The following is a 22,323-nucleotide window of genomic DNA, read 5'->3' as shown; positions in this document are numbered from 1 at the left end:
TGGCATACCGATAAAGTCCTTTTCTGGCGCGGCATCGGCGATACCCATGCCATCTACGCCAATTGAAGCCCACGCCTTTTTTGCTCTGGTGGGGCCGAGGTCAGGGCCACCATGTTTTTTACTACCACCAACCAATGTAGGACCTATATCACACGCTCTTTCGCGCCATTGCTTTGCACCGCACCAGCCGTTTGTAGCCATGAGGTCGAATAGCGCCTCGCCGACTGTTGGCGGCGGGGCGATAAGTGCTGACGGCCAATTGAAATATTCTGCGGCATTTTTCTTTAGCGCCACAAAAACAACTCGTGGGCGCAACTGAGGAACGCCAAAATCGCTTGCGTTAAGCAAGCGCCATTCGGCGACATAGCCAAGTTTTTTTAAGTCCGTGATTATTTTTGCGCGGTACTCATCAAAAACAGAATCAAGCAGCCCGCGCACATTTTCGAGCATTACGGCTTGAGGCTTGCACTCAGACACCAATCGAATTGCTTCTGGGAAGAGGTCGCGCTCATCTTCGTTGCCAAGTTGTTTTCCTGCCTTTGAAAAAGGCGGGCAAGGCACACCACCTGCCAGGAGTTCAATGCCTTTCCATTTTTCGGCTGAATAGTGGCGGAGGTCGCCTTCTGTGACATGCCAATGAGTGCGGTTGATTCGGAGAGTTTGACAAGCTGCTGCTTCAATCTCTACGAGGCTGACATGCTCAAAGCCTGCTTGCTCTAGTCCGAGAGCTTGACCGCCTGCGCCAGCGCATATTTCTAACGATGAAAGCCCCATTACTCCCCCCCAGATGCAGTTTGTGGCAGACGTGTGCCACCCGTGTATACATAACATGCTCATTTTACATTTTTAAGTGCCGCCTGACTATGCGGCTGTGGTTTGACGCCTAACGTTAAATTAAGGGGCACGCCAATGATGAGACCGGAACAACGCCCCTGCGCTGGTGAAACCCGTGACATAAAAATGCCTCGCCAAGGCGTGTCCCTCTTGAATGAAATGTTAGGCCTGGGAAGACGCTGCATAAGACGCACCCACACGCCAAAGCCCTTGAACGCGACATTCACAGGTCCATGTGACCCACCCCGGCTTGCGTCGCGCCGTAGGGCGTGGCGCAAACGGAAAGAGCTACAGCGTAAAATCTGCCCGCAACCACTGCGCCGCTGCCCGCACTCCTTGGCTAGCAATGGAATGGGCACGTGATGCGAAGAGCACCGTTCTTTCGCCCTGCGCGTGATGCCACCCGCACAAGAAACTTGCTAAAGCATAGAAGGTAAAAGATTACTCGACCTTGGCACATCATAGGACAGAGTGAAGACTGTCCGCAACCGCTGAGATTGCCCTCTGGCCGTACCCCCTCAAAAAAAGCGGGGTCACGTCTTGACATCACGGTTGTCGGCAAGCTGATCTGCATCCATGGCTCGCTCTCTTCGACTTGAGTTTCCCGAACGCAGGGTCTACTTTCTTGACATCATTGCCTGGTCGGCGGATAAAAGCGTCGTCGCGACTCACCTTAACCACTCTTCTTTGCTGATGCCAGCCTGCTTGAGTATCCTGTCAAGCAGCGCGACTCCGATCTCGTGTTTGTGTGGGTTGGGCAGGGTTAGCCTAAGCGTTCCTTTAATCATAAAGAGGTGTTTACCACCGCTATAGGGACCATCAAAGCCATACGAATGTAATCGTTTTACCAGATCTTGGTGGGATAGCGGAGATAATTTTGGCATTAGGCTGCCTGCTCGTTAATCTCCTTGATTTCAAAATCGCCGAGCTTGGGTATCGGCAGTTTTTTCTTTACGCTCAGCAATATCCATCCTTCCACCACGTCCTTGAGGCTATTACGGCACTCTTCGAGTGTTTTTCCTGATGCCCACACACCGGAAAGCTCCTTAATCTCGCCATAAAACGGCTCCTTTGCCTCATCCAGCATTTCGTAGTGCGCTCTTTTTAAGGCCTCTTCAACGTATTCAGTCAACATGTCTGGCTCCTGATAACTCGTACATGTACATTATCCTACAATGGGTCTGACTTTGCTCGCCGCAAGCTTCGCACGCTGACGCGCTTCGTCAACATCTTTCCCGCCGGCCAGCGCCACACCCATGCGGCGTTTCAAAAACGATTCCGGTTTGCCGAACAGGCGCAGATCAGTGTCGGGCACGCGCAGGGCCTCGTCCACGCCTTCAAAGGCGATGTCTTTGGCTTCCACGCCGCCGTAGAGCACGGCGCTGGCGCCGGGGTTGCGCATTTTGACGGACATGGGCAGGCCCAAGATAGCGCGGGCATGGATTTCAAATTCGCTCTGCACTTGCGTAGTCATGGTGACCATCCCGGTGTCGTGCGGGCGCGGGCTGACTTCGGAAAACCACACCTGATCGCCTTTCACAAACAGTTCCACGCCGAAGATGCCGCGCCCGCCCAAATTGTCCGTGACTTTTTTGGCGATGTCGCGTGACTTGGCGAGCGCTGCTTTTCTCATCGGCTGCGGTTGCCAGCTTTCCACATAGTCACCCTTCACCTGTACATGACCGATGGGTTCGCAAAAAAATGTTTCGATCATGCCTGACTCACCCACGGCACGCGCGGTGAGTAGAGTGATTTCATAATCAAATTCAATCACGCCCTCAACGATCACCTTGCCTAGCCCCACCCGGCCGCTGCTTTGGGCGTAATCCCAGGCGGCCTCGACCTCCCGCGCCGTTTTAATAAGCGACTGGCCTTTGCCTGACGAAGACATCACCGGCTTGACGATGCAGGGGTAGCCGATCTGGTTGTCAATGGCAGCGCGTAATTCGTCCAGGCTGGAGGCAAAAAGATACGGCGAAGTGGGCAGGCCCAGTTGCTCGGCGGCCAGCCGCCGTATGCCCTCACGGTTCATGGTGAGTTGCACGGCGCGCGCGGTGGGGATGACCTCGGCCAAACCTTCGTGCTCGATCTCGACCAGCGCATCCGTCGCAATCGCCTCGATCTCCGGCACGATGAGCTGCGGACGCTCCTGTATCACGAGCGCGCGCAATGCCGCGCCGTCGGTCATATTAATGACGTGCGCGCGATGTGCGACTTGATGCCCGGGTGCGTTGGGATAGCGATCCACCGCGATCACCTCCACGCCCAGACGTTGCAGGGCGATGATGACTTCCTTGCCCAATTCTCCGGCGCCGAGCAGCATGACGCGGGTGGCCGAAGGGCTGAGCGGTGTGCCGATTTTCATGTATCGCTTGGTCTAATATATACACCGCAGAGGACGCAGAAGAGCAGGATCAAAAGGCTTGGCTTTCCCTCTGCGTTCTCCGCGGTGACGGTTTTATCGGTTTGTGTGTGCAGCGTTCCGAGCCTACGACGAATACCGCATGCGCGTGCCGTGCAGGAGTGAAAGGGTGATTTCCGCTGCGCTCAGTTCCTTGGGAAAATACGTGCCGGATACTTTTGCCCCATTGATGCTGGCGCCCTCCAGTTTGCTGTGGGTGAAATCTATGCCCCGCAGATCCGCCTGGCGAAAATAGCTGTTGCTGAAATCGAGCCCGGCAGCATCGAGGCCGCGCAGGTCAAGGCCGCGAAAATCGGTGCTGGTAAGGTCGCACTTTTCGCCCTGCGCCTTGCGATAATTGAAGTCGGCGATCTTGCCCTCGCGGAGCAACTGCGACAGGGCGTCGTGTTTGATGTCTGGTTTTTTCAACATGTTCGCTCTCCTTGAGGTTGGACGCTATCTGCGCATCAGCCAAAAGATCAGGCTGAGCACGATGCTGACGATGATGGAGGTGGTGATCGGAAAATAAAACCGAAAACCGTTGCGCTCCATTATGATATCGCCGGGCAACCGGCCGAGGCCGGCCTTTTGCAGCCAGGGCCACAACACGCCGAGGATGACCAGACACAGACCGACGATGATCAGCGTGCGTGACATGATTACGGAATGCGGCGGACTCCTTTTTCGGAGCCGAGCAGCAAGACATCCGCGGGCCGGATGGCGAACAGGCCGTTGGTGACGATGCCGGGGATGTTGTTGAGGGTCGCCTCGAGTCTGGCAGGCTCCAGAATTTCCAGGCCACGCACGTCGAGGATCAGATTGCCGTTGTCGGTGGTAAAGTTCTCGCGCAACATCGGGTTGCCGCCCAGTTTGACGATCTGTCGCGCCACGAAGCTGCGCGCCATCGGGATCACCTCGATCGGCAGTGGAAATTCGCCCAGTACGCCGACCAGCTTGGATTCATCCGCGATGCACACGAATTTTTTACTGGCTGCCGCCACGATTTTTTCGCGGGTCAGCGCGCCGCCGCCGCCCTTGATGAGGTGCAGGTGCTGAGTGGCCTCATCGGCGCCGTCCACGTACAAGGGCAGATCGCCGGTTTCGTTTAGCTCCAGCACCAAAATGCCGTGCCCCTTGAGGCGGTTGGCGGTAGCGACCGAACTGGCCACCGCGCCCTCGATCTTGTGTTTTATGCCGGCCAGCGCATCAATAAAAAAATTGGCCGTGGAGCCGGTACCCACGCCAATCACCGTTCCCGCTTGCACATATTCCAGGGCGGCCTTGGCCACCGCCTGTTTTATTTCGTCTTTGGTCATCAGCGTTCTCTTTAGCGTATTCTTTAAGGTTAAGAATACCTGTTATGAGGCCCGGAATGAAGGGCCGGCTGTGACAAAGCCCGGCGATTTCTGATAACGTAGCCGGATGCCCGAACGCTATATCGAAAAGATCCTCAAGGCGCACGTCTATGACGTGGCGCTGGAGACCTCGCTAGACCCGGCGCCTTCTCTGTCGCGGCGGGTGGGGAATCGCGTGCTGCTGAAGCGCGAGGACCTGCAGCCGGTGTTTTCCTTCAAGCTGCGCGGAGCCTATAACAAGATCTCCGGGCTCAGCGCCGAGCAGCTCAAGCAGGGCGTCATCACCGCCTCGGCGGGCAATCATGCCCAAGGCGTGGCGCTCGCGGCGGAACGGCGCGGCATCCGGGCGCTCATCGTCATGCCCAAGACCACGCCCGACATCAAGGTGCAGTCGGTGCGCAACCTCGGCGCGGAGATCGTGCTGCACGGCAATACCTATGATGACGCTTATGAGCACGCCATGCGGCTCGCCGCCGAACAGCGCATGACCTTCATACACCCGTATGACGACCCGGAGGTCATCGCGGGCCAAGGCACGGTGGGGATGGAGATTTTGCACCAGCACGCCGACCCGATACACGCGATCTTTGTGCCGGTGGGCGGCGGCGGCCTGATCGCGGGTGTCGCGGCCTACGTCAAGCAACTGCGGCCAGAGGTCAAGGTAATCGGGGTCGAGCCGGACGACGCGGCGTGTTTGTACGAGGCCCTACGCGCCGGCCGGCGCGTGGTGCTCGATCACGTCGGCATCTTCGCCGATGGGGTCGCTGTGCGCCAGGTGGGCGAGGAGCCGTTTCGCGTCGCGCAAACCTGCGTGGACGAAGTGATTCTGGTCAGCACCGACGAGATCTGCGCCGCCATCAAGGACATCTTCGACGATACCCGCTCCATCGCCGAGCCGGCCGGGGCGCTCGCCGTAGCGGGGCTCAAGAAATACATCGAGCGCGAGGGCCTCGCCAACCAGACCCTCGTCGCCATCAACAGCGGCGCCAACATGAACTTTGACCGGCTGCGCCACGTCGCGGAGCGCGCCGAGCTGGGTGAACAGCGCGAGGCGTTGCTGGCGGTGACCATTCCGGAGCGGCCGGGCAGCTTCCGCGAATTTTGCGACGCCATCGGCAACCGCAGTATCACCGAATTCAATTACCGCTATCACGACCCGAACGAGGCCCACGTGTTCGCCGGCGTTCAGATGCACGACGGCCCGGTGGAAAAGGAAAAGCTCATCGCCCATTTGCGCGCCAAGGGTTATCCGGTGCTGGACATGACGGACAACGAGATGGCCAAAATGCATATCCGCTACATGGTGGGCGGTCACAGCAACAACAGGGTCGCACACGAAGTGCTCTATCGTTTTGAGTTTCCCGAACGGCCCGGCGCCCTGCTGCATTTTCTGAACCGCATCGGGCAGCGCTGGAACATCAGCCTGTTTCACTACCGCAATCACGGCGCGGCCTACGGGCGCGTGCTGGTCGGCATTCAAATCCCGCCCGCCGAGCACGCGGAATTTCAGGGCTTTCTAAAAGAGGTGGGTTATAACTATTGCGAGGAGGCGGGTAACCCTGTTTACACGCTGTTTCTCGGCTGATAGATTGTTGAAAAGCCCTTCCATGGGCTTTTTCAACCCGCACAGCGAAAAATGTCATTTTCGCTGTGCTCCATTTTCAAACACATAGAAGGAGCACATGGAAGCGAGGGAGCGATAGCGGACGAGCGGTGTGCGACGACCCCCGCGTAGCCGTAGGGCCGGATGTTTTGTCGGAGTCCGCGCGGTAGCGCGGGTGGAGACAAAACGATTGCGTCGCCAATTTTTCGCTCCCGAAATCGGATGGATCCATTTCGGGTTTCGTGAAAAATGGCGACGCAATCGCGACGTGTTTGAAAAATGGCGGCCCATCCGTGAGTCGCACGCAGGCTGTTTTTCAACAGCCTGCTAACCCCTCACAACGGATTCAGCCAGTTGTTAATCAGCACCGCCGCGTTGTAGAACAGTATGCCCAGTGCGGCGAGCCCGCACGCCACAATGATAACGGCCAGTACCACTGCAAATACGCTGCGCATTTCTTAGTTCCCGGTGGCGGCGTCAACAATATGCAGGGGGGCGCTGCACTGCGGGCAATACTTGCGTAGCGGAAGTTGCTCGCGCGGCTCCAGGGAGAGGCTGATGTCATTATGACAACGGGGGCATGCCCCCGTTACGTTAACGCTGCTCGAATGCTGGTGATAACGACGATAGCCCATGATAGGACCCGCGATGAGAAACCCTGGCACCAAAAACCAGTGCGCACCGAGGATCGGCACCGACAGCAGCGCCAGCAGCCAGCACAAACCCCAGATCTTGAGCGACCGCATCAGCCGTTCACGGTCGCTATAGACCCGCACGCTCAGTTCTCCAGAAGTGGTGGAGTCGTCAATGGACTTGAATACGACGCGGTGTTGTTCGGCAAGCGGCATGGATTTAAGGAAATGCTGTACGGTGTCTGCGCCAATGCGCGCACAGTGTATCATGACCACAGCCATGACTACCGACCCCGGACAAAGGACCTTCACGTCGCCACGCCGCAGGCTCGCGCTCTGGTTTGCGGGCTTCGTCCTGCTCGGCCTCGCCGGCACCGTCACCCTGGTCGCGCTCACCTTCGACCCCAACGCCTACAAAGACCGGATCAGCGCCTGGGTAAAAGATCAGACCGGCCGCGAGCTAACGATCGGCGGCAAGATCGAGATCTCTTTCTTTCCTTGGCTGGGCGTGAGACTCAACCATATAGAGGTGAACAACGCCCCGGACTTTGCTCCAACGCCTTTCCTACAGGCCGAGCTCGCCCAACTCCGGGTGAAACTGATCCCGCTGCTGCAAGGACAGTGGGTCACCGACATCGTAGTACTGGAACGAGCGGTATTGCATCTCAGCAGGGACTCCACCGGCCGCAGCAACTGGGAAGATCTGGCGCGAGGACGCGGGCAGGGTGCGAATCTCGCTGTACTCAGCCTGGGCGGGCTGGCCGTCACGAACGCCTCGCTGATTTTGGATGACCGGCAACAGGGTCAGCACTTTGCATTGGAAAAGCTCACGCTGCGCACGGGAGCTATCGTTCCCCGTGTAGCGTTCGATCTTAAGCTCGGCTTTGACACGGCCCTCAGCCCGCAATACAGCGGACGCTTCGAGGCCAAGGGCAAGGGCATGATTGATCTCGATCGGCAACAGTATCAATTGCGTGACGCCCTCATTACGGCGCAGCTCAAAAGCGTGCATCTGCCGCAAAATCATTTTGAGCTTCAGCTCAGCGGAAATGTGAGCGCCGACATCAACCGCCAAACGCTCCTGCTCGACAACCTAAAGATCGAGGCCGCAGGTCTCACAATGCTCGGCCGTCTTCAAGCTACGCCGATTTCGAATGCCGCGCGTTTGACCGGTCGTTTGAAGGTCACGCCCTTCAACCCGCGTGACCTTCTGCGCCGGCTGGACGTATCGCTGCCTTCAGGATTTCCAGACTATGCCCTGCAAAAAGCCGCACTCGACGCAGCGTTTGCAGGCAACCTGGAAGAAATTCATCTTGCCCCGCTCAAGCTGCAACTCGACGATACCCTGGGTAGCGGTGAGATTAGCTTCAGCATGAAGGAAAAACCATTGGTCGGCGTGGATCTTGCGTTTGACCAGCTCGATTTGGGCCGGTACGTCGCACCCGCCCAAGGGCAGCCGAACGCGCTGCCTATCGAGGCCCTGCGCGCCTTGCCTGTGCAGGGACAGGTGCGCGTCGCCAAACTCAAATTCGGCGATGCGCAGGCCGACGACGCCATCCTCACCCTTGGAGCAGCGCCATGACCCGGCGGCCCCCGGCTATACAGCCCTCGATGAGCGACCGCCTGCTGCGCTGGTTCGACCGGCACGGACGTAAGGACTTGCCCTGGCAGGACAACCCTACGCCTTACCGCGTGTGGGTCTCGGAGATCATGCTGCAGCAGACCCAAGTCACCACGGTGATCCCCTATTACTTACGTTTCATGCAACGCTTTCCTGATATGGCCACACTCGCCGCCGCCCATCTGGACGAGGTGTTGCACCTATGGACGGGCTTGGGCTATTACGCGCGTGCGCGCAATCTGCACCGCGCCGCCGTGATCGTGTGCGAGCAGCACGGGGATGAATTGCCGCGCGATATCGTATTGCTGCAACAACTGCCCGGCATAGGCCGCTCGACGGCGGCGGCGATTCTCTCGCTCGCGTATGGGCAGCGTCACGCCATCCTGGATGGCAACGTCAGGCGCGTCCTCGCGCGCCTGCATGCCGTGGAGGGCTGGCCCGGCCGGCGCGAGATCGAACAGCAACTCTGGTCGCTCGCCGAGTCACACCTGCCAGCGCATCGGGTGGACGACTACACCCAGGCGCTGATGGATCTGGGCGCGACGCTGTGCACGCGCTCGCGGCCGGCCTGCCCGCGATGCCCCCTGGCGGATCTTTGCGTGGCGCGCGCCCAAAACGAGATCGCGTCCTACCCCACACCGAAACCACGCAAGCACCTGCCGGTGCGCAGCGCCACCTTGCTGCTGTTGCGTAACGACGCGGGCGATGTGCTGCTGGAGCAACGCCCTCCGGCGGGGATCTGGGGCGGATTGTGGAGCCTGCCCGAGTGCGAACACACTCACCCCGCCGACATCAAGCGCTGGTGCCGGGAGCATTTTGCTTACCAGATCGGTCAACTTAAACACTGGCCCACGCTGCGCCACAGCTTCAGCCATTTTCATCTCGATATTTCACCGGTGCTTGCACAGATCGTCAAAATCCCCGCGCGCGCAATGGAACCGCGCCCCACAGTCTGGTATAACATCCACCATCCCGAGGCGCGCGGCCTGGCCGCTCCCGTGCAACGTCTGCTGGCGAAATTAAAGGAATCACGATGACTCGAATGGTATATTGCGTAAAACTCGGACGCGAGGCCGAGGGCCTGCTTTTCCCGCCGTATCCGGGCGAGCTCGGCAAGCGGATTTATGAAAGCGCCTCCTCCGAGGCGTGGAAAATGTGGCTAGCCCACCAGACCACCCTCATCAACGAATACCGTCTCAACATGATGGACCCCAAGGCGCGCCAATTTCTGGCAACCGAAATGGAAAAATTCTTCTTCGGTGATGGCTCGGCCAGGCCGGAGGGCTATGTCCCGCCGGTCAACAAATAATCCGGCCTCACCGGCGTAGTGAACAGACCATGACTCACCAACACGTCCCCGCCTTGCACGGCGTCGCATGGTATCTGCAGGGATGGCGGCTGTTCACCCGGCAACCCTTGCTGCTGCTCGGCATGTTCTACACCCTCTTAGTGTCTCTGATGGCGCTCAGCCTTATTCCCTTCCTGGGCGGTCTGGCCAGTACGTTGCTCGCACCCGTATTGGGCGCAGGCTTGTATCAGACGCTCGACACCATCGCGGGCGGCCAAGCAGCCAGGTTTGAGCTTCTGTTCAGCGGTTTTCGCAAGCGCCTCCAGCCGCTGATGCTGCTAGGGCTGATCTTGCTCGGTTTCGAAATCGTTATCACCCTGGTGTTGTTTCTTACGCCCGCCGCAGACCTTTTTTCACAGATGGCCGCCACAGGAAAAATTAACTCCATTCAAAGCTTCCTACCGGCGCTGTGGGCCATACCCTTTCTTATCCTGCTGGCCTTTGTGTTAATGGCCTACCAGTTCGCACTGCCGCTCGTGGCGCTCAATGGCATGGAGCCGGTCGCCGCGCTTAAATTGAGCCTGTTGGGCGGATTCCTTAATTGGCGCGCGCTGTTAGTGTTTGGGATGATTTATTTAGGAGCCGCGTTGCTGTTGGCCCTGATCGGCTTAGTAAGCGCCTGGCTATTCCTTGCGGGAACAACACTGATACTCCTCCTGATGCCTGTGCTGACATGCGCCACTTACGCCGCCTATAGGGACATCTTTCAGATCGCTCGCGCCGTTCCCACGGAGACTATCGTCGCCTGATAATTGCAAGTTGCCGGCCCGTCCTACCCGCGCTACACTAATCCAATAGCCCTAACGACAACTACTAATCGGACTTCCCGCTTGTTCATAGATCCTCTAAAACATCTAGGCCCGCGGATCCAGCACGGCCGGCTGACCGTGCACCTTCCTGGAGGGGAACGTCACAGCTTCGGTAGCGGCTCGCCCCACGCCGAGTGGTATATTCACACATCCGCGACACTGCGGCGCATCCTGAGCGACCCTGAGTTGATGCTGGGCGAGACCTACATGAATGGAGAGTGGGATACCGCAAACCTGCTCGATCTGCTTGAAGTGCTGATGCGCAACATTCCTGAACAAAGCAGTAACGGTGTGGTGGCGAGTCTGCTGAAAAGGCTTCTCCGACAAGGCAACCGCATCGCCCAGAGCTATCGCAATGTTGCGCACCACTACGATCTCGACGAGTGGCTCTTCCGCCGCTTTCTCGATCAGGACATGCAGTATTCGTGCGCCTACTTTTATAAACCCGGAATCAGCCTGGAAGAGGCGCAGCGCGCCAAGTGCGCGCACATCCTGCGCAAGCTCGATCTCTCCCCCGGGCAACGGGTGCTGGACATCGGCAGCGGCTGGGGCGGGCTCGCCCTCTACCTCGCCGAGCACGCAGGGGTCAAGGTCACCGGTCTTACCCTGTCACGCGAGCAACTGCGCGTGGCGCAGCAGCGCGCCCGCGAGCGCGGACTGCAAGGGCGTGTGGAATTTCTGCTGCGTGATTACCGTGAACACAGCGGCGCCTATGATCGCATCGTGAGCGTGGGAATGTTCGAGCACGTCGGCACGCACCATTATCGCCATTATTTCGAGCAGATGCGCCGGCTGTTGAGTCCGGAAGGGGTGGCGCTGCTGCATACCATTGGCCGTTACACCCCGCCCGGCGTCACCAACCCGTGGATACTCAAACACATCTTCCCCGGCGGCTATGTCCCGGCGTTGTCCGAGCTCAACCGCGGCATTGAAGAGAGCGGCCTCATCACCAGCGATGTCGAGATCCTGCGCCTGCACTACGCCATGACGCTGGGAGCCTGGCAGCAACGTTTTCAGGCACAGCGCATAGAAATCGCCGCGCGCCTGGGTCAGCGTTTTTGCCGGATGTGGGAATTTTATCTCGCCGCCTGCGAGGCGTCGTTTCGCTGGCGTGATCTGGTGGTGTTTCAACTGCAATTGACGCAGCGGCTCGACGTGCTGCCTATTACGCGGGATTATCTTTACAGCGAAGAAGAGCGCCCTCGCGCGGCCGCCGTTGCGCACGCGGCGCAAGGGTAAAACCTTAGGGAACCTCTGATCAAATCCGAGGTTTCTGCGGTGCAGGGACGCACCGCCATGTTTCAAACACTATCGTGTTTGAAACATGGAGAAAAGCACCATAATAATCTTATGGCCACGTTTTTGCTTTTCGTGCTATGAGAAGTCCAGGATGGACTTATTCAGAGCTTCCTTTAGCCGAGCAGCCGCACGCAATTACGTCCCTCTGATTTGGCTTGATACAAGGCGTTATCGGCCTTCTCGAACAACCTCTGCTCGTCATCCTCGCCGTTCAGATACGAGACCCCCATACTGACGGTCATGTTAATCAGCTTGTTGTTGTAATCGCACTCGGACAACTCCACCGTATGACGGATGCGTTCGGCCAGCAGCAGGGCGCCGTCCGGTGTGGTGTTGTTCAACAACACGGTAAATTCCTCACCGCCGTAGCGGAACAAAATATCCGTGGAACGGATACATTCCGTTACGCGCTCCACCAAGGACTTTATCGCCACATCACCCGTTGCGTGACCGTAGGTATCGTTGATCGTCTTGAAATTGTCTATATCCATGATGATAAAGGACAGCGGCGTCCCATAGCGGCGGGCAATCTCAACCTCGCGCCTGAGCACCACGTTCATCGTCGCCCTGTTATTGACCCCGGTTAGCGGGTCCTTAAACGCCGCCTGCACTGCATCGTGATAGAGCAGGGCGTTGCGCAACGGATAAACCAGCCCGGCAAGCAGACTTTCGATCAACTGAATCTCGGCTTCGGAAAAACGTTTTTTCCGCGTGAAGGTCAACTCGCCTAAAGACTGCCCAAGGAGCAACAACCGGTAGGCGCAGGAGTGGCGTGCAGGTTCTCCCAGACTTAGGTCAATACCCTGGGCTGGGTTGCGGTAAGAGACATGGTGATGAGCGGCCGCACCCTGCACCTCGGCGGCAAACAGCTCGATCAACTTGCTGACCTCTAGAGTCGTCTGTAACACGCTGGTGATTTTCAAGGTCTTTTCCTGTACCTGCGGCTTCAGCGCGGCTGTCGCATCAGTGCCTAAGACATAGGCGGCCTCAGGATTATATCCTCTATTGTTGCCCGATACAGCAGAGTGTGATATCGCCATAAATCAAACCTCATTAGTAACTTAGCCCAAATTTAAGCGAAAAGTATGCCAATTAGGGATTTATATAAATTTTATTATTATTCAATACGTTATATATTGCATTGATAGCAGGTGGTCAGGTTTGTCAAAAAACTGACGGCGCAAAATCCCGAATCTTGCCGCACCTACATAAATTCACCGCTTCTCATCGCCTTACGTGCTCTAACGCGCAGATCAACGCTGATCTACATTCTCTTGCACCTGCCAAATCCATCGCACTTACCGTTGGAAAGCATCAAACCAAATTATTCATTATATCATCAGGCCGGCGCAGAGCAGCCTTGATCGTACGCGTTAGACATGTTAGTTTTCTAATGCTGTGAACCTTTCTCGAACTCTTCAGAGGAGTATAGCCATGGTAAAGAAAATCCTCATGTTTTTAAGCGCTGCCGTGTTTGCCGCAGGTCTGGCCGGGTGTGAAAAGGCGGATATGGACAAGTCCAAGGAAACCATGGACAAAGCCGGAGAAATGATGGAGCAGCCCAAAGACGCTATGGGCGGCGGAGCCCCGGCGCCTGCGGAGCCGACAGCCCCTGCGGAGCCGGCGGCGCCCGCTCCAGCCACACCGTAAGATCCTCCCTGTTGTCTGGTGGTTGGCAGAGTTCCTCTGCCAACCATCTCAGTTTTACTCCGGCGCGCCGGGTCTGCCGGCGCTCTAGATCCTTTGTGATTCCTGCAAGGCTCAAGCATGTCTGTCTCAATCCCTAGGGAGCCTCCCGACGATGCTGCGCTTAGTGCCGCGGCCGCTGAAGTAGGCGCAGCATTGAAAATGCGCGGTTTGATGTTGACCACCGCCGAGTCATGCACCGGTGGCTGGGTCGCTCAAGTAATCACCGGTGTAGCCGGTTCTTCGGAATGGTTCGAGCGCGGTTTTGTCACCTACACCAACACTGCCAAACACGAGATGCTGGGGGTTTCGCAGGGCACGCTGGAGAAATTCGGCGCGGTGAGTGAAGAAGTGGTGCGCGAGATGGCCGGCGGGGCGCTCAAACACAGCCGCGCCGAAGTGAGTCTGGCGGTCAGCGGCGTTGCAGGGCCGGGAGGAGGAACACCTCTCAAACCGGTCGGCATCGTGTGTCTCGCCTGGGCGGCCAAGGGAGAGTCCGCGCGAAGCCGCGTTGAGCATTTTTCCGGCAACCGTGAAGCGATACGCCGCAGAGCCGTATACGCCAGCCTGCAAGGCATGCTGGATTTTACCGCCTCGGCGTACCCGGAGGCCTGAATGCCTGTGGAGGTTGCCCCCCCGGCGCCGACGCAACGTCTGTTCTTTGCGCTGTGGCCGCAACAAGAGCTGCGCGAACAGTTGGCCCGGCTTGCGCGCGATGTGCCTGCATACGGCCGTCCGGTTGCCGATCACAATTTGCACCTTACCTTGGTATTCCTCGGCAATATCACTGAGGATACGCGCAACTGCCTAAGCGCTGCAGCCGCCGAACTGCATGTTCCACGCTTCGCGCTAACGCTGGATCAGCCCGGCTACTGGCCAAAGCCTCGTATCGTGTGGTTGGGGGCCAGCCACATTCCCGACGCACTGCTGGCATTGGTTGACGGCCTGAACGTTGCAGAGACAATGTGCGGACTGACCCCCGAAAGTCGCGGCTACCAACCGCACATCACCTTGCTGCGCAAGGCGGACCGGCCGAAAGGGGAACTCCTCGTACAGCCGCTCGTATGGAAGGCCGAGAGTTTTTGTTTGGTCGAATCCAGCAACGAAACCCATGGTGTGGTGTACCGTATCCTCGGCTCGTGGAATCTGGACTAAGAACTTACCGCAGAGGACGCAGAGGAATACCCTCAAGAAGGCTTTATTTCTCCTCTGCGCCCTCCGTGGTGAAGCCTTTTCATCGCAAGGGGCCGCATGGGAACTGTTTTTGGATATGCTCTAAGTGGTGTACCGTATCCTCGGCTCGTGGAATCTGGACTAAGAACTTATCCATAAATAATTTACCGCAGAGGACGCAGAGGAATACCCTCAAGAAGGCTTTATTTCTCCTCTGCGCCCTCCGTGGTGAAGCCTTTTCATCGCAAGGGGCCGCATGGGAACTGTTTTTGGATATGCTCTAAGCTGTTTCCACCGGTGTATCCGGACTATTGCCCCACTCCGACCACGCGCCGGGATAGCCCTTGACGCGCGGATAACCCAGCGCCTTCAGTACCACAAACGTGTGCGAGGAGCGGTGATGGGTTTGACAATAGACGATCACCTCCTTGTCCGGCGTCACACCCAGCTTCTCATACAGCGCGCGCAGTTCCTGCACGGGCTTGAGACGGAGATCGCTCCCAAGGGCTTGTGTCCAGTCCAGATTGACGGCGCCGGGAATGTGCCCACCGCGCTCGGCGCGTTTGTCTGTGCCGCGGTACTCACCCGGCGTGCGTGTGTCGAGCAAGACCACACCAGGGTCTTGCAGATGCTCCAAAATATAGGCCTTGTCCGCCCTGGCGTCTTCACCCAGCACTGCGTGATAGCTGCCGGGCGTACTCGAAGCGGCGCCGCCCGTCACCGGATACCCCGCAGCCAGCCAGCTCCGCAAGCCGCCATCGAGCAGCGAAGTGTGCCTGTGGCCGATAACTTCCAGAGTCCACAACAACCGGCAGGCCTTCGCCCCCCCCTCATCGTCATAGGCGACGACGTGCTTGTCCGGCGTTAGCCCCAGACCCGACAAGACCTTGCTCAACTGCGCGTCATCCGGCAACAGCCCCATTACAGGCGGACGGGCGGTGACCAGTTGCGCATAGTCCAGGTTCACGGCGCCGGAAATGTGTTGGCGAGCAAAGCTTTCCGGCTTGCTCAGGTCAACAATCAACACGCCTTGATCCCCGAGATGCGGGTGTAATTCTGCGGGTTCGAGGATGAGTGGTAAACTTGCGGGCATGGCGTTTCTCCTTATTTTCAATGTTACTATCTTACTTCAATATCGAGCAGAAAAACGTGGCTTGATTTCATGTAGCGGTTGCCCCAATACATAACCCCGTACAACTAACCCCGAAGAGCCAACCATGACCGTCACTGCACATAAAGAAACCCTGGGCTTCCAGACCGAGGTTCGGCAATTGCTGAGCCTGATGATACATTCGCTCTACAGCAACAAAGAGATCTTCCTGCGGGAACTCATCTCCAACGCCTCCGACGCCATAGATAAACTGCGCTTTGAGGCCCTCGCCGATGAGGCGCTGTACGACGGCGACAGCGATCTTAAGATTCACGTGAGCTATGACAAGACGGCGCGTACCGTGACCGTCTCCGACAACGGCGTCGGCATGACGCGCGCCGAGGTGATAGACCACATCGGCACCATCGCAAAGTCAGGCACCAAGACCTTTCTCGAAAAGCTCACCGGCGACCAGGCCAAGGACGCCCATCTCATCGGCCAGTTCGGCGTCGGCTTTTACTCCTCTTTTATCGTCGCCGACCGGCTAACGCTCATCACCCGTCGCGCCGGGCTGGGCGCCGAACACGGCGTGCGCTGGGAATCCGCGGGCGAGGGCGACTACAGCATCGAGACCGTCGAAAAATCCACGCGCGGCACGGAGGTGATTTTGCATCTGCGCCCCGACGAAGACGAATTCCTCGACGGCTTCAGGTTGCGTAATATCATTCATAAATATTCCGACCACATCACCGCCCCCATCCTGATGCCCAAGGAAGGGAAAGACGCCTCCGGCGAGGAGACAGTTAACCGCGCCTCGGCCTTGTGGACACGCCCCAAGAGCGAAATCAGCGCCGACGAGTACAACGAATTTTACAAACACATCGCACACGATTTTGAAAATCCGCTCGCGCATATTCACAGCCGCGTGGAAGGCAAGCAGGAGTATACCCTGTTGCTTTACATCCCATCCCGCGCGCCGTTCGATCTATGGGAACGCGACAGCCGCCACGGCATCAAGCTCTACGTGCGGCGCGTGTTCATCATGGAGGACGCCCAACATCTCATGCCGCGCTATCTGCGTTTTGTGCGCGGTATCATTGATTCCAATGACCTGCCGCTCAACATCTCGCGCGAGATTTTACAAGGCAGCAAGGTCGTGGATTCCATCCGCGCCGCTGCGGTGAAACGGGTGTTGGATCTGCTGGAAAACCTGGCCGCTAATGAACCGGAAAAATTCGCTACGTTCTGGAAGGAGTGCGGACGTGTGCTCAAAGAAGGCCTCGTCGAAGACTACGCCAACCGCGAACGCATCGCCAAGCTATTGCGCTTTGCCTCAACCCACAAGGATACCGATGCGCAAGACGTGTCATTCACCGACTACATCGCGCGCATGAAGGAAGGTCAGGAAACCATCTACTACCTCACCGCCGAAAACTTTAATGCGGCCAAGCACAGTCCGCATCTCGAATTGTTGCGCCAAAAAGGCATCGAGGTGCTGCTCATGTACGAAGCGGTGGATGAATGGGTAGTGACTCATCTCTCCGAGTTTGAAGGTAAGCAGCTTCAGTCCGTCGCCAAGGGCGAGCTCGATCTTGGCAAAATCGAGGGCGCAAGCGACACCGAGCAACAGAAAAAAATCGCAGGCGAATTCCAGGGTGTGATCGAACGCATCAAGACCGCCCTAGGCGACCGGGTGAACGATGTGCGCGTGAGCCACCGCCTCACCACCTCGCCCGCGTGCCTGGTCAGCGAGGCCCACGACATGGGCGCGCACCTCGAACGCCTGCTCAAGGCCGCCGGGCAGGTGGTTCCGGGCAGCAAGCCGATTCTGGAAATCAATGTGGACCACCCGCTCGTCGTACGCATCGCCAAAGAAACCGACAACGACCGCTTCGCCGATTGGGCGCACATCCTGTTTGATCAGGCCCAACTCTCCGAAGGCGCCCAGCTTGAAGACCCGGCGGCCTTCGTGCGCCGATTGAATCAGCGCCTGGTGGAACTTGGTGCATAATTTTAGATGGCCTTATCCGCTTGCGCTGGAAAAGGTGTATTATTCTGATGACGAGGCTGGAGATATCCTTTGTCAGAAGCTGATTTCACAAAAGAGCAAATTGCCTATCTTAAGGTGTGGCTGGGCATCCTTGTCGTCACAGATATTAGCTTGGTGGGTTGGCTTGCCTCAAATATTGCCTCAACGAGTACGATCTTAACCGCTACGGTCGTTATAGCTGTGGTTGTTACCACAGCCGGTGTCGCACTTTTACACAAGCGAATTGAACAACGTATTGAATCGCTCAGAGGGTTATAACCATGGAGATTATTGTTGCTATTCTTATTTTAGCTGTAGCTGCTGTTTTTGTTGGTTTGGCGCTTGATGCCAACCGCCACGCTAAATAAGGCCAGCCGGTTATTCTAACCGCCAACGAGCGCTCAACTCGAAGACCCGCCGGCCTTCATGCGATGGTTGAAAAATTTAATAGGCGCGAAATTTGCCTCGACTTGAGAGGGACTGGGCTTCCGCTGCGCTCCGGGCCAGTCCCTCAGCCGAAACGTTAGATCGCTGCACATAAGATGTGAGGGGTATGATTGATGCTCTCCCCAGACTCTCCATTTCGTCGTCTCCCAGTCGATTTGCCGCGGCAGCAAGTGCTCTTCACTGATGCCCTGCGGTTTCCGCGTAAATGGCGGCGCTCTCGTTCGAGAATCTCGATCGCCTTCTCAAGTCGCTGGCGAATGTTGCAGAAAGAAAAACCTTCGGGGAGAGAGCTATTGACGGCATCGTCTACGCATATGGCGTGATAGACGCAGTAAACCGGTTTCGGGAAGTATTAAGGGTCTTCCCCGGTCTAAAGCAAAATGAGGTCTTTAAACTATTCATTCGCGCAACGTCTGCAGTCGAAACTGCTACGGGACGTCACTCAGCACCTCAACCGTGAACTAAGAGCAATCAGCGATAGACAATCTGCAGCACTCGGCGCTATAGCTTGGCTGGGTCCTTCTCCAGCAGAAGATTCACCACCTACATTTTGGGTGCTGCAGCCGGGTAGTTTTTATCCCAAGCAGCTTACGTTCAGCCCCCTCATAGATCTGGAGGCCAGACTTGCCCCTGGTGAGATTGCTCAGGTAAGCCTCGTGACAAGTAGGGTGCGAGTCGATCTATCCGATGTCGTTCGCCGAATCCGGGGAATGTTGGCTGCGCTTGAACCCTCAATCCGTGAGCACTCACAGGGGAAAGATCTCTTGGGCTCTGATGTACTTCTTCATTTCTCTCTGCAACCGGTAGATGAGCCCGGGACTGCTCTATCCCAAGGCGCAGCCCTTCCCGACCCAGAGAACGCGACCTAACCAAGGCGTGCAACAGATTGCCCGGCCTTGTCTTGAGAGCCGATTTATACTGCCTGTTGGTTCAAATAGCTGACAACGCCTTTTCAATCAATGCTCGGTCGGCATCCGCAAGCGTCAATGTAAGCGCCGTCTGCTGCGCTTGTGCGGATATTTTTTTCCACGTCTTTTGTAGAATCTCGATGAGTTTTTGTTCGTCGTGTTTTTTCGCGAAGTCGGAAAAATAATGTTCGAGAAAGACGAGGCAGGCGGTGTCTTCCAGCCGTTGCGCCTCGGGGTCGTTTTTGAGGTGGGTCTTTTTCAGTAAATTTTCGACACGGGCGATGGTCGCCTCATCGTAGCCTGTGTCGTGCAGGATCTCGCGTGCGGTTTGTGCGTGGAAGCGGGCGAGTGCGGTGCGCCATTGGTGATAGCCGCGCCGGTCCATCGGGTAGTTGTTGCGCGGTATCGTCCAGCGCCCGATGTGCTGGCTGCGCACCGCAAGCTGCAGCGCCTCGGACGCATCAGGTGCGAGACGTATGAGCCATGCTGTCATGCGCTCGGCGTAAAGCAGCTCTTTGGGATACTCCTTGCCCGCGACGATTTCGTGGTTGGGGTCTGCGCGGTTGAACGCGTCCATGCGTTCAATGGCTGCATGAAACCGTGTGTCTAACACTTTTGCCCTATGGGCACTTTTCCTGCTTGATACTGTACGGTCCGCTGCCATAAGTCATGATGTACAGCATCCCGCCCATGATGGCGATATTTTTCATAAAAGTGTTCATCTGGCTGGGATCACTCCAAAAAGGATGAAATATCAGCGTCACCGGGATGAGGAACAGGAAGATCGCCAGCGCCGCCCAGCGCGCATACAACCCCAGGGCTATCAGCAGCCCGCCGCCCAGTTCGACGGCGATCGTCAAGGCCAGAAACAGGCTGGTCAGCGGGATGCCCTTGCTGGCCATGAAGCCGAGTGTTCCGTCCCAGCCAGTGAGTTTTCCGTAACCGGAAAGAATGAAGATGAGCACGAGAAGGATGCGCCCCACCAGGGGCCCGTATTGGTTTAATGGCGTACATACGTTCATGATCCAAACTCCTTTGTTGAGGTTATTTAGAGAGTCATGCGCTATGAGTGTACCGGCTCAGGATAAAAATAAACAGGCCTACCTGGCGCCTTGCCTATATCCTGATATCGAACTTTTTCACCCATTTAAAATCATACTTCTCAGAATTCCTCGCAGTACTCACGATTTTACCCATCAGGTTCAGATTACCCGCCACAAGGAGCGTAGCTCAATCATGAAACGTATGTATCCGATATTAGCCGCCGTCCTGGTGTTGATGGTAAGCCCTCTGTCACACTCGGTCTTGCCCGCCGCTGATGGCCAGGGGCAACCCCTCCCCACCCTCGCCCCCATGCTGCAACAGGTCACGCCCGCGGTGGTCAACATCTCCACCCGCGGCCGCCTGCGCGTGCAGGATAATCCGCTGCTGAACGATCCCTTCTTCCGCCGTTTCTTCGATATCCCGAACATGCCGCGTGAGCGCCCGACTCAAAGCCTCGGCTCGGGCGTGGTCGTGGATGCGCAGCGCGGCTATGTGCTGACCAATAATCATGTGATTGCCAACGCCGATGAGATTACCGTCATGCTGCGTGATGGGCGCAGCCTCAAGGCGAAGCTGATCGGTAACGACCCGGAAACGGACGTAGCGGTCATCCAGATTCCGGCCAAAGATCTTACCGCGCTGTCGCTCGCCGACTCGTCACGCCTGCAGGTCGGTGACTTCGTGGTCGCCATCGGCAACCCCTTCGGCCTGGGTCAAACGGTCACCTCGGGGATTATCAGCGCACTCGGCCGCACCGGCTTGGGTATCGAGGGTTACGAAGACTTCATCCAGACCGACGCCTCCATCAATCCTGGCAACTCCGGCGGGGCGCTCGTGAATCTGCGCGGGGAGCTCATCGGCATCAACACAGCAATCCTGGCGCCCGGCGGCGGCAATGTCGGTATCGGCTTCGCCATTCCCATCAACATGGCCCGGGACATCATGACGCAACTGGTCGAGTCCGGTAAGGTGCGGCGGGGACGGCTGGGACTCCAGGCTCAGGACCTCACACCGGAGCTGGCGCAGGCCTTCGGCCTGCCCTTGACCGACAAGAACCAGCAAGGCGCCATCATTGCCCAGGTCACGCCCGGCTCTCCCGCCGCGCAGGCCGGCCTTAAGCCCGGCGACATTGTCACCGCCGTTAATGGGCAAGCGGTACGTGATTCCGGCACCTTCCGCAACGCCATCGGCCTGTTACGGGTCGGCAAACCGGTCAAGCTCGATATCCTGCGTGACGGGCGCACTCAAACCGTCGCTGTGGATATCGTTGAGCCTCCGGTGGCGCAAAGCGATAACACGCCCGAGGACCCGCGCCTTGCGGGCGTGTTGTTCGGCGCGGTGGATGAGCGTTCCGAACTGTTCGGAAAATTGGAGGGCATCCCGGTCGTCGAGGTACAGCCGGGAAGCCGCGCGGCTGAGGCAGGCCTTCGTCCCGGCGATATCGTCATCGCGGTGAACCGCAAACCCGTGCGCACCTCGCAGGATCTTGCCGACGCGGTCGAGCGGAGCAAGGGCTCACTGCTGCTTAGCATCAGACGAGGCCAAGCCGCCTTGTTTATCGTGATAAAATAACCGCTGCCTTACCAGATATGCTGCGCCAGCATATAGCACATGCACGCTGCGGGTGTTATGGATACCGCTGCCTCCGTTTGCCTGATTATGCTTTGCTGAAAACCTCGATATCGCCCGGCTTGCGCAGCATCTTGTCCACCTCGCCCTGATGCTGTTCCTCTTTGAAAATCATCTCGCGGGCGTATTCCTCCAGCCACACCGAACGATCCTTCACCAGGTTCAATAGCTCATGGTACGACTTGAGGGCTTCGCGTTCGTGTTCCAGTGATTCGCGCAGGATGTCGCCGATGTCGTGTTTATGGGTTTCCAGCAGCGGGCCTATGGCCAGCGAGGGATGCGCTCCGAGCTGGGTGATCATCTCGCCCGCCTGCTGGGCATGAGACAAACCCTCGTTCGCCTGCTCGCGCAGCCAACTGACGATGGGAATACGGTTATAGCCATACACCATCAGCGCATAATGCGTGTAGCGCAC

25 protein-coding genes are annotated in these 22,323 nt (G+C 57.6%); 12 read left to right on the top strand and 13 right to left on the bottom strand.

The annotated features are described in order from the left end of the window. The 7 genes from dcm to rpiA form a co-directional block, all read right to left on the bottom strand. Window positions 1-774: DNA (cytosine-5-)-methyltransferase (dcm, locus tag HY028_05065; protein ID MBI3344216.1), on the bottom strand; the 774-nt coding region annotated here is incomplete at its 3' end. 728 nt (window positions 775-1,502) lie between these two features. Further along, window positions 1,503-1,718, bottom strand: a complete 216-nt coding sequence (locus tag HY028_05060) for a type II toxin-antitoxin system HicA family toxin (GenBank protein ID MBI3344215.1) — start codon at window positions 1,716-1,718, stop codon at window positions 1,503-1,505. Further along, window positions 1,718-1,969, bottom strand: coding sequence for a type II toxin-antitoxin system HicB family antitoxin (locus HY028_05055; protein MBI3344214.1), 252 nt, complete (start codon window positions 1,967-1,969; stop codon window positions 1,718-1,720). The genes HY028_05060 and HY028_05055 overlap by 1 nt, the downstream gene beginning before the upstream one ends. Before the next feature lie 30 nt (window positions 1,970-1,999). Further along, complete coding sequence (purT, locus tag HY028_05050) at window positions 2,000-3,199, bottom strand: formate-dependent phosphoribosylglycinamide formyltransferase (protein MBI3344213.1); 1,200 nt, start codon at window positions 3,197-3,199, stop codon at window positions 2,000-2,002. 123 nt (window positions 3,200-3,322) lie between these two features. Then, window positions 3,323-3,667: a pentapeptide repeat-containing protein gene (locus HY028_05045; GenBank protein MBI3344212.1), complete on the bottom strand. Its 345-nt coding sequence runs from the start codon at window positions 3,665-3,667 to the stop codon at window positions 3,323-3,325. Between the two features lie 24 nt (window positions 3,668-3,691). Then, window positions 3,692-3,892: a DUF2905 domain-containing protein gene (locus HY028_05040; protein MBI3344211.1), complete on the bottom strand. Its 201-nt coding sequence runs from the start codon at window positions 3,890-3,892 to the stop codon at window positions 3,692-3,694. Between the two features lie 2 nt (window positions 3,893-3,894). Next, window positions 3,895-4,551: a ribose-5-phosphate isomerase RpiA gene (rpiA, locus tag HY028_05035; GenBank protein ID MBI3344210.1), complete on the bottom strand. Its 657-nt coding sequence runs from the start codon at window positions 4,549-4,551 to the stop codon at window positions 3,895-3,897. Window positions 4,552-4,657: 106 nt separating this feature from the next. Here rpiA and ilvA point away from each other — a divergent pair, with 106 nt between their 5' ends. Further along, window positions 4,658-6,175 carry a threonine ammonia-lyase, biosynthetic gene (gene ilvA / locus HY028_05030; protein ID MBI3344209.1) on the top strand — a complete coding sequence of 506 codons (1,518 nt, stop codon included), beginning with the start codon at window positions 4,658-4,660 and terminating at the stop codon, window positions 6,173-6,175. A gap of 476 nt (window positions 6,176-6,651) precedes the next feature. Here ilvA and HY028_05025 read toward each other — a convergent pair whose 3' ends face one another. Next, the gene (locus HY028_05025) at window positions 6,652-7,095 is read right to left on the bottom strand and encodes a hypothetical protein (protein ID MBI3344208.1); all 444 of its coding nucleotides are present in this window, start codon (window positions 7,093-7,095) and stop codon (window positions 6,652-6,654) included. Between the two features lie 10 nt (window positions 7,096-7,105). On the opposite strand from HY028_05025, the gene HY028_05020 reads away from it, so the two are divergent. From HY028_05020 to HY028_05000, 5 genes are all read left to right on the top strand, one after another. Further along, window positions 7,106-8,407, top strand: coding sequence for an AsmA family protein (locus tag HY028_05020; protein ID MBI3344207.1), 1,302 nt, complete (start codon window positions 7,106-7,108; stop codon window positions 8,405-8,407). Further along, window positions 8,404-9,483 carry an A/G-specific adenine glycosylase gene (gene mutY / locus HY028_05015; protein ID MBI3344206.1) on the top strand — a complete coding sequence of 360 codons (1,080 nt, stop codon included), beginning with the start codon at window positions 8,404-8,406 and terminating at the stop codon, window positions 9,481-9,483. Before HY028_05020 ends, mutY begins: the two co-directional genes overlap by 4 nt. Further along, the gene (locus HY028_05010) at window positions 9,480-9,755 is read left to right on the top strand and encodes an oxidative damage protection protein (protein ID MBI3344205.1); all 276 of its coding nucleotides are present in this window, start codon (window positions 9,480-9,482) and stop codon (window positions 9,753-9,755) included. The genes mutY and HY028_05010 overlap by 4 nt, the downstream gene beginning before the upstream one ends. A 29-nt stretch (window positions 9,756-9,784) precedes the next feature. Next, window positions 9,785-10,543 (top strand): hypothetical protein, encoded by a 759-nt coding sequence (locus HY028_05005; GenBank protein MBI3344204.1) that lies wholly within the window; start codon window positions 9,785-9,787, stop codon window positions 10,541-10,543. Between the two features lie 81 nt (window positions 10,544-10,624). After that, complete coding sequence (locus HY028_05000; protein MBI3344203.1) at window positions 10,625-11,842, top strand: class I SAM-dependent methyltransferase; 1,218 nt, start codon at window positions 10,625-10,627, stop codon at window positions 11,840-11,842. A 173-nt stretch (window positions 11,843-12,015) separates the two neighbouring features. On the opposite strand, the gene HY028_04995 is transcribed toward HY028_05000, so the two are convergent. Then, complete coding sequence (locus tag HY028_04995) at window positions 12,016-12,942, bottom strand: GGDEF domain-containing protein (GenBank protein MBI3344202.1); 927 nt, start codon at window positions 12,940-12,942, stop codon at window positions 12,016-12,018. A 394-nt stretch (window positions 12,943-13,336) separates the two neighbouring features. Here HY028_04995 and HY028_04990 point away from each other — a divergent pair, with 394 nt between their 5' ends. From HY028_04990 to thpR, 3 genes are all read left to right on the top strand, one after another. Continuing rightward, entirely contained in the window at window positions 13,337-13,552 is a 216-nt protein-coding gene (locus HY028_04990) for a hypothetical protein (protein MBI3344201.1), read from the top strand. Between the two features lie 117 nt (window positions 13,553-13,669). Next, complete coding sequence (locus tag HY028_04985) at window positions 13,670-14,203, top strand: nicotinamide-nucleotide amidohydrolase family protein (GenBank protein MBI3344200.1); 534 nt, start codon at window positions 13,670-13,672, stop codon at window positions 14,201-14,203. Beyond that, on the top strand, window positions 14,204-14,743 hold the full coding sequence (gene thpR / locus HY028_04980; protein MBI3344199.1) for an RNA 2',3'-cyclic phosphodiesterase: 540 nt from the start codon (window positions 14,204-14,206) through the stop codon (window positions 14,741-14,743). It begins immediately after the preceding gene. A gap of 298 nt (window positions 14,744-15,041) precedes the next feature. Here thpR and HY028_04975 read toward each other — a convergent pair whose 3' ends face one another. After that, the gene (locus HY028_04975; GenBank protein MBI3344198.1) at window positions 15,042-15,854 is read right to left on the bottom strand and encodes a sulfurtransferase; all 813 of its coding nucleotides are present in this window, start codon (window positions 15,852-15,854) and stop codon (window positions 15,042-15,044) included. Between the two features lie 124 nt (window positions 15,855-15,978). On the opposite strand from HY028_04975, the gene htpG reads away from it, so the two are divergent. Continuing rightward, entirely contained in the window at window positions 15,979-17,862 is a 1,884-nt protein-coding gene (gene htpG / locus HY028_04970; protein ID MBI3344197.1) for a molecular chaperone HtpG, read from the top strand. Window positions 17,863-17,931: 69 nt separating this feature from the next. Next, window positions 17,932-18,159, top strand: a complete 228-nt coding sequence (locus HY028_04965) for a hypothetical protein (protein MBI3344196.1) — start codon at window positions 17,932-17,934, stop codon at window positions 18,157-18,159. A 1,098-nt stretch (window positions 18,160-19,257) separates the two neighbouring features. Here the strand turns inward: HY028_04965 and HY028_04960 are convergent. Continuing rightward, a complete protein-coding gene (locus HY028_04960) occupies window positions 19,258-19,899 on the bottom strand; it encodes a DUF4202 domain-containing protein (GenBank protein ID MBI3344195.1) in 642 nt (213 codons plus the stop codon). After that, window positions 19,856-20,257 (bottom strand): DoxX family protein, encoded by a 402-nt coding sequence (locus tag HY028_04955; protein MBI3344194.1) that lies wholly within the window; start codon window positions 20,255-20,257, stop codon window positions 19,856-19,858. Before HY028_04955 ends, HY028_04960 begins: the two co-directional genes overlap by 44 nt. A 214-nt stretch (window positions 20,258-20,471) precedes the next feature. Here HY028_04955 and HY028_04950 point away from each other — a divergent pair, with 214 nt between their 5' ends. Then, window positions 20,472-21,851 (top strand): DegQ family serine endoprotease, encoded by a 1,380-nt coding sequence (locus HY028_04950; protein ID MBI3344193.1) that lies wholly within the window; start codon window positions 20,472-20,474, stop codon window positions 21,849-21,851. 85 nt (window positions 21,852-21,936) lie between these two features. On the opposite strand, the gene HY028_04945 is transcribed toward HY028_04950, so the two are convergent. Further along, window positions 21,937-22,323: bacterioferritin (locus HY028_04945; protein MBI3344192.1), on the bottom strand; the 387-nt coding region annotated here is incomplete at its 5' end.

The organism is Gammaproteobacteria bacterium (assembly GCA_016195665.1).
Lineage (GTDB): Bacteria > Pseudomonadota > Gammaproteobacteria > SURF-13 > SURF-13 > JACPZD01.
Note: the sequence above shows the minus strand (reverse complement) of the source record. Positions and strands in the feature narration are given on the sequence as shown.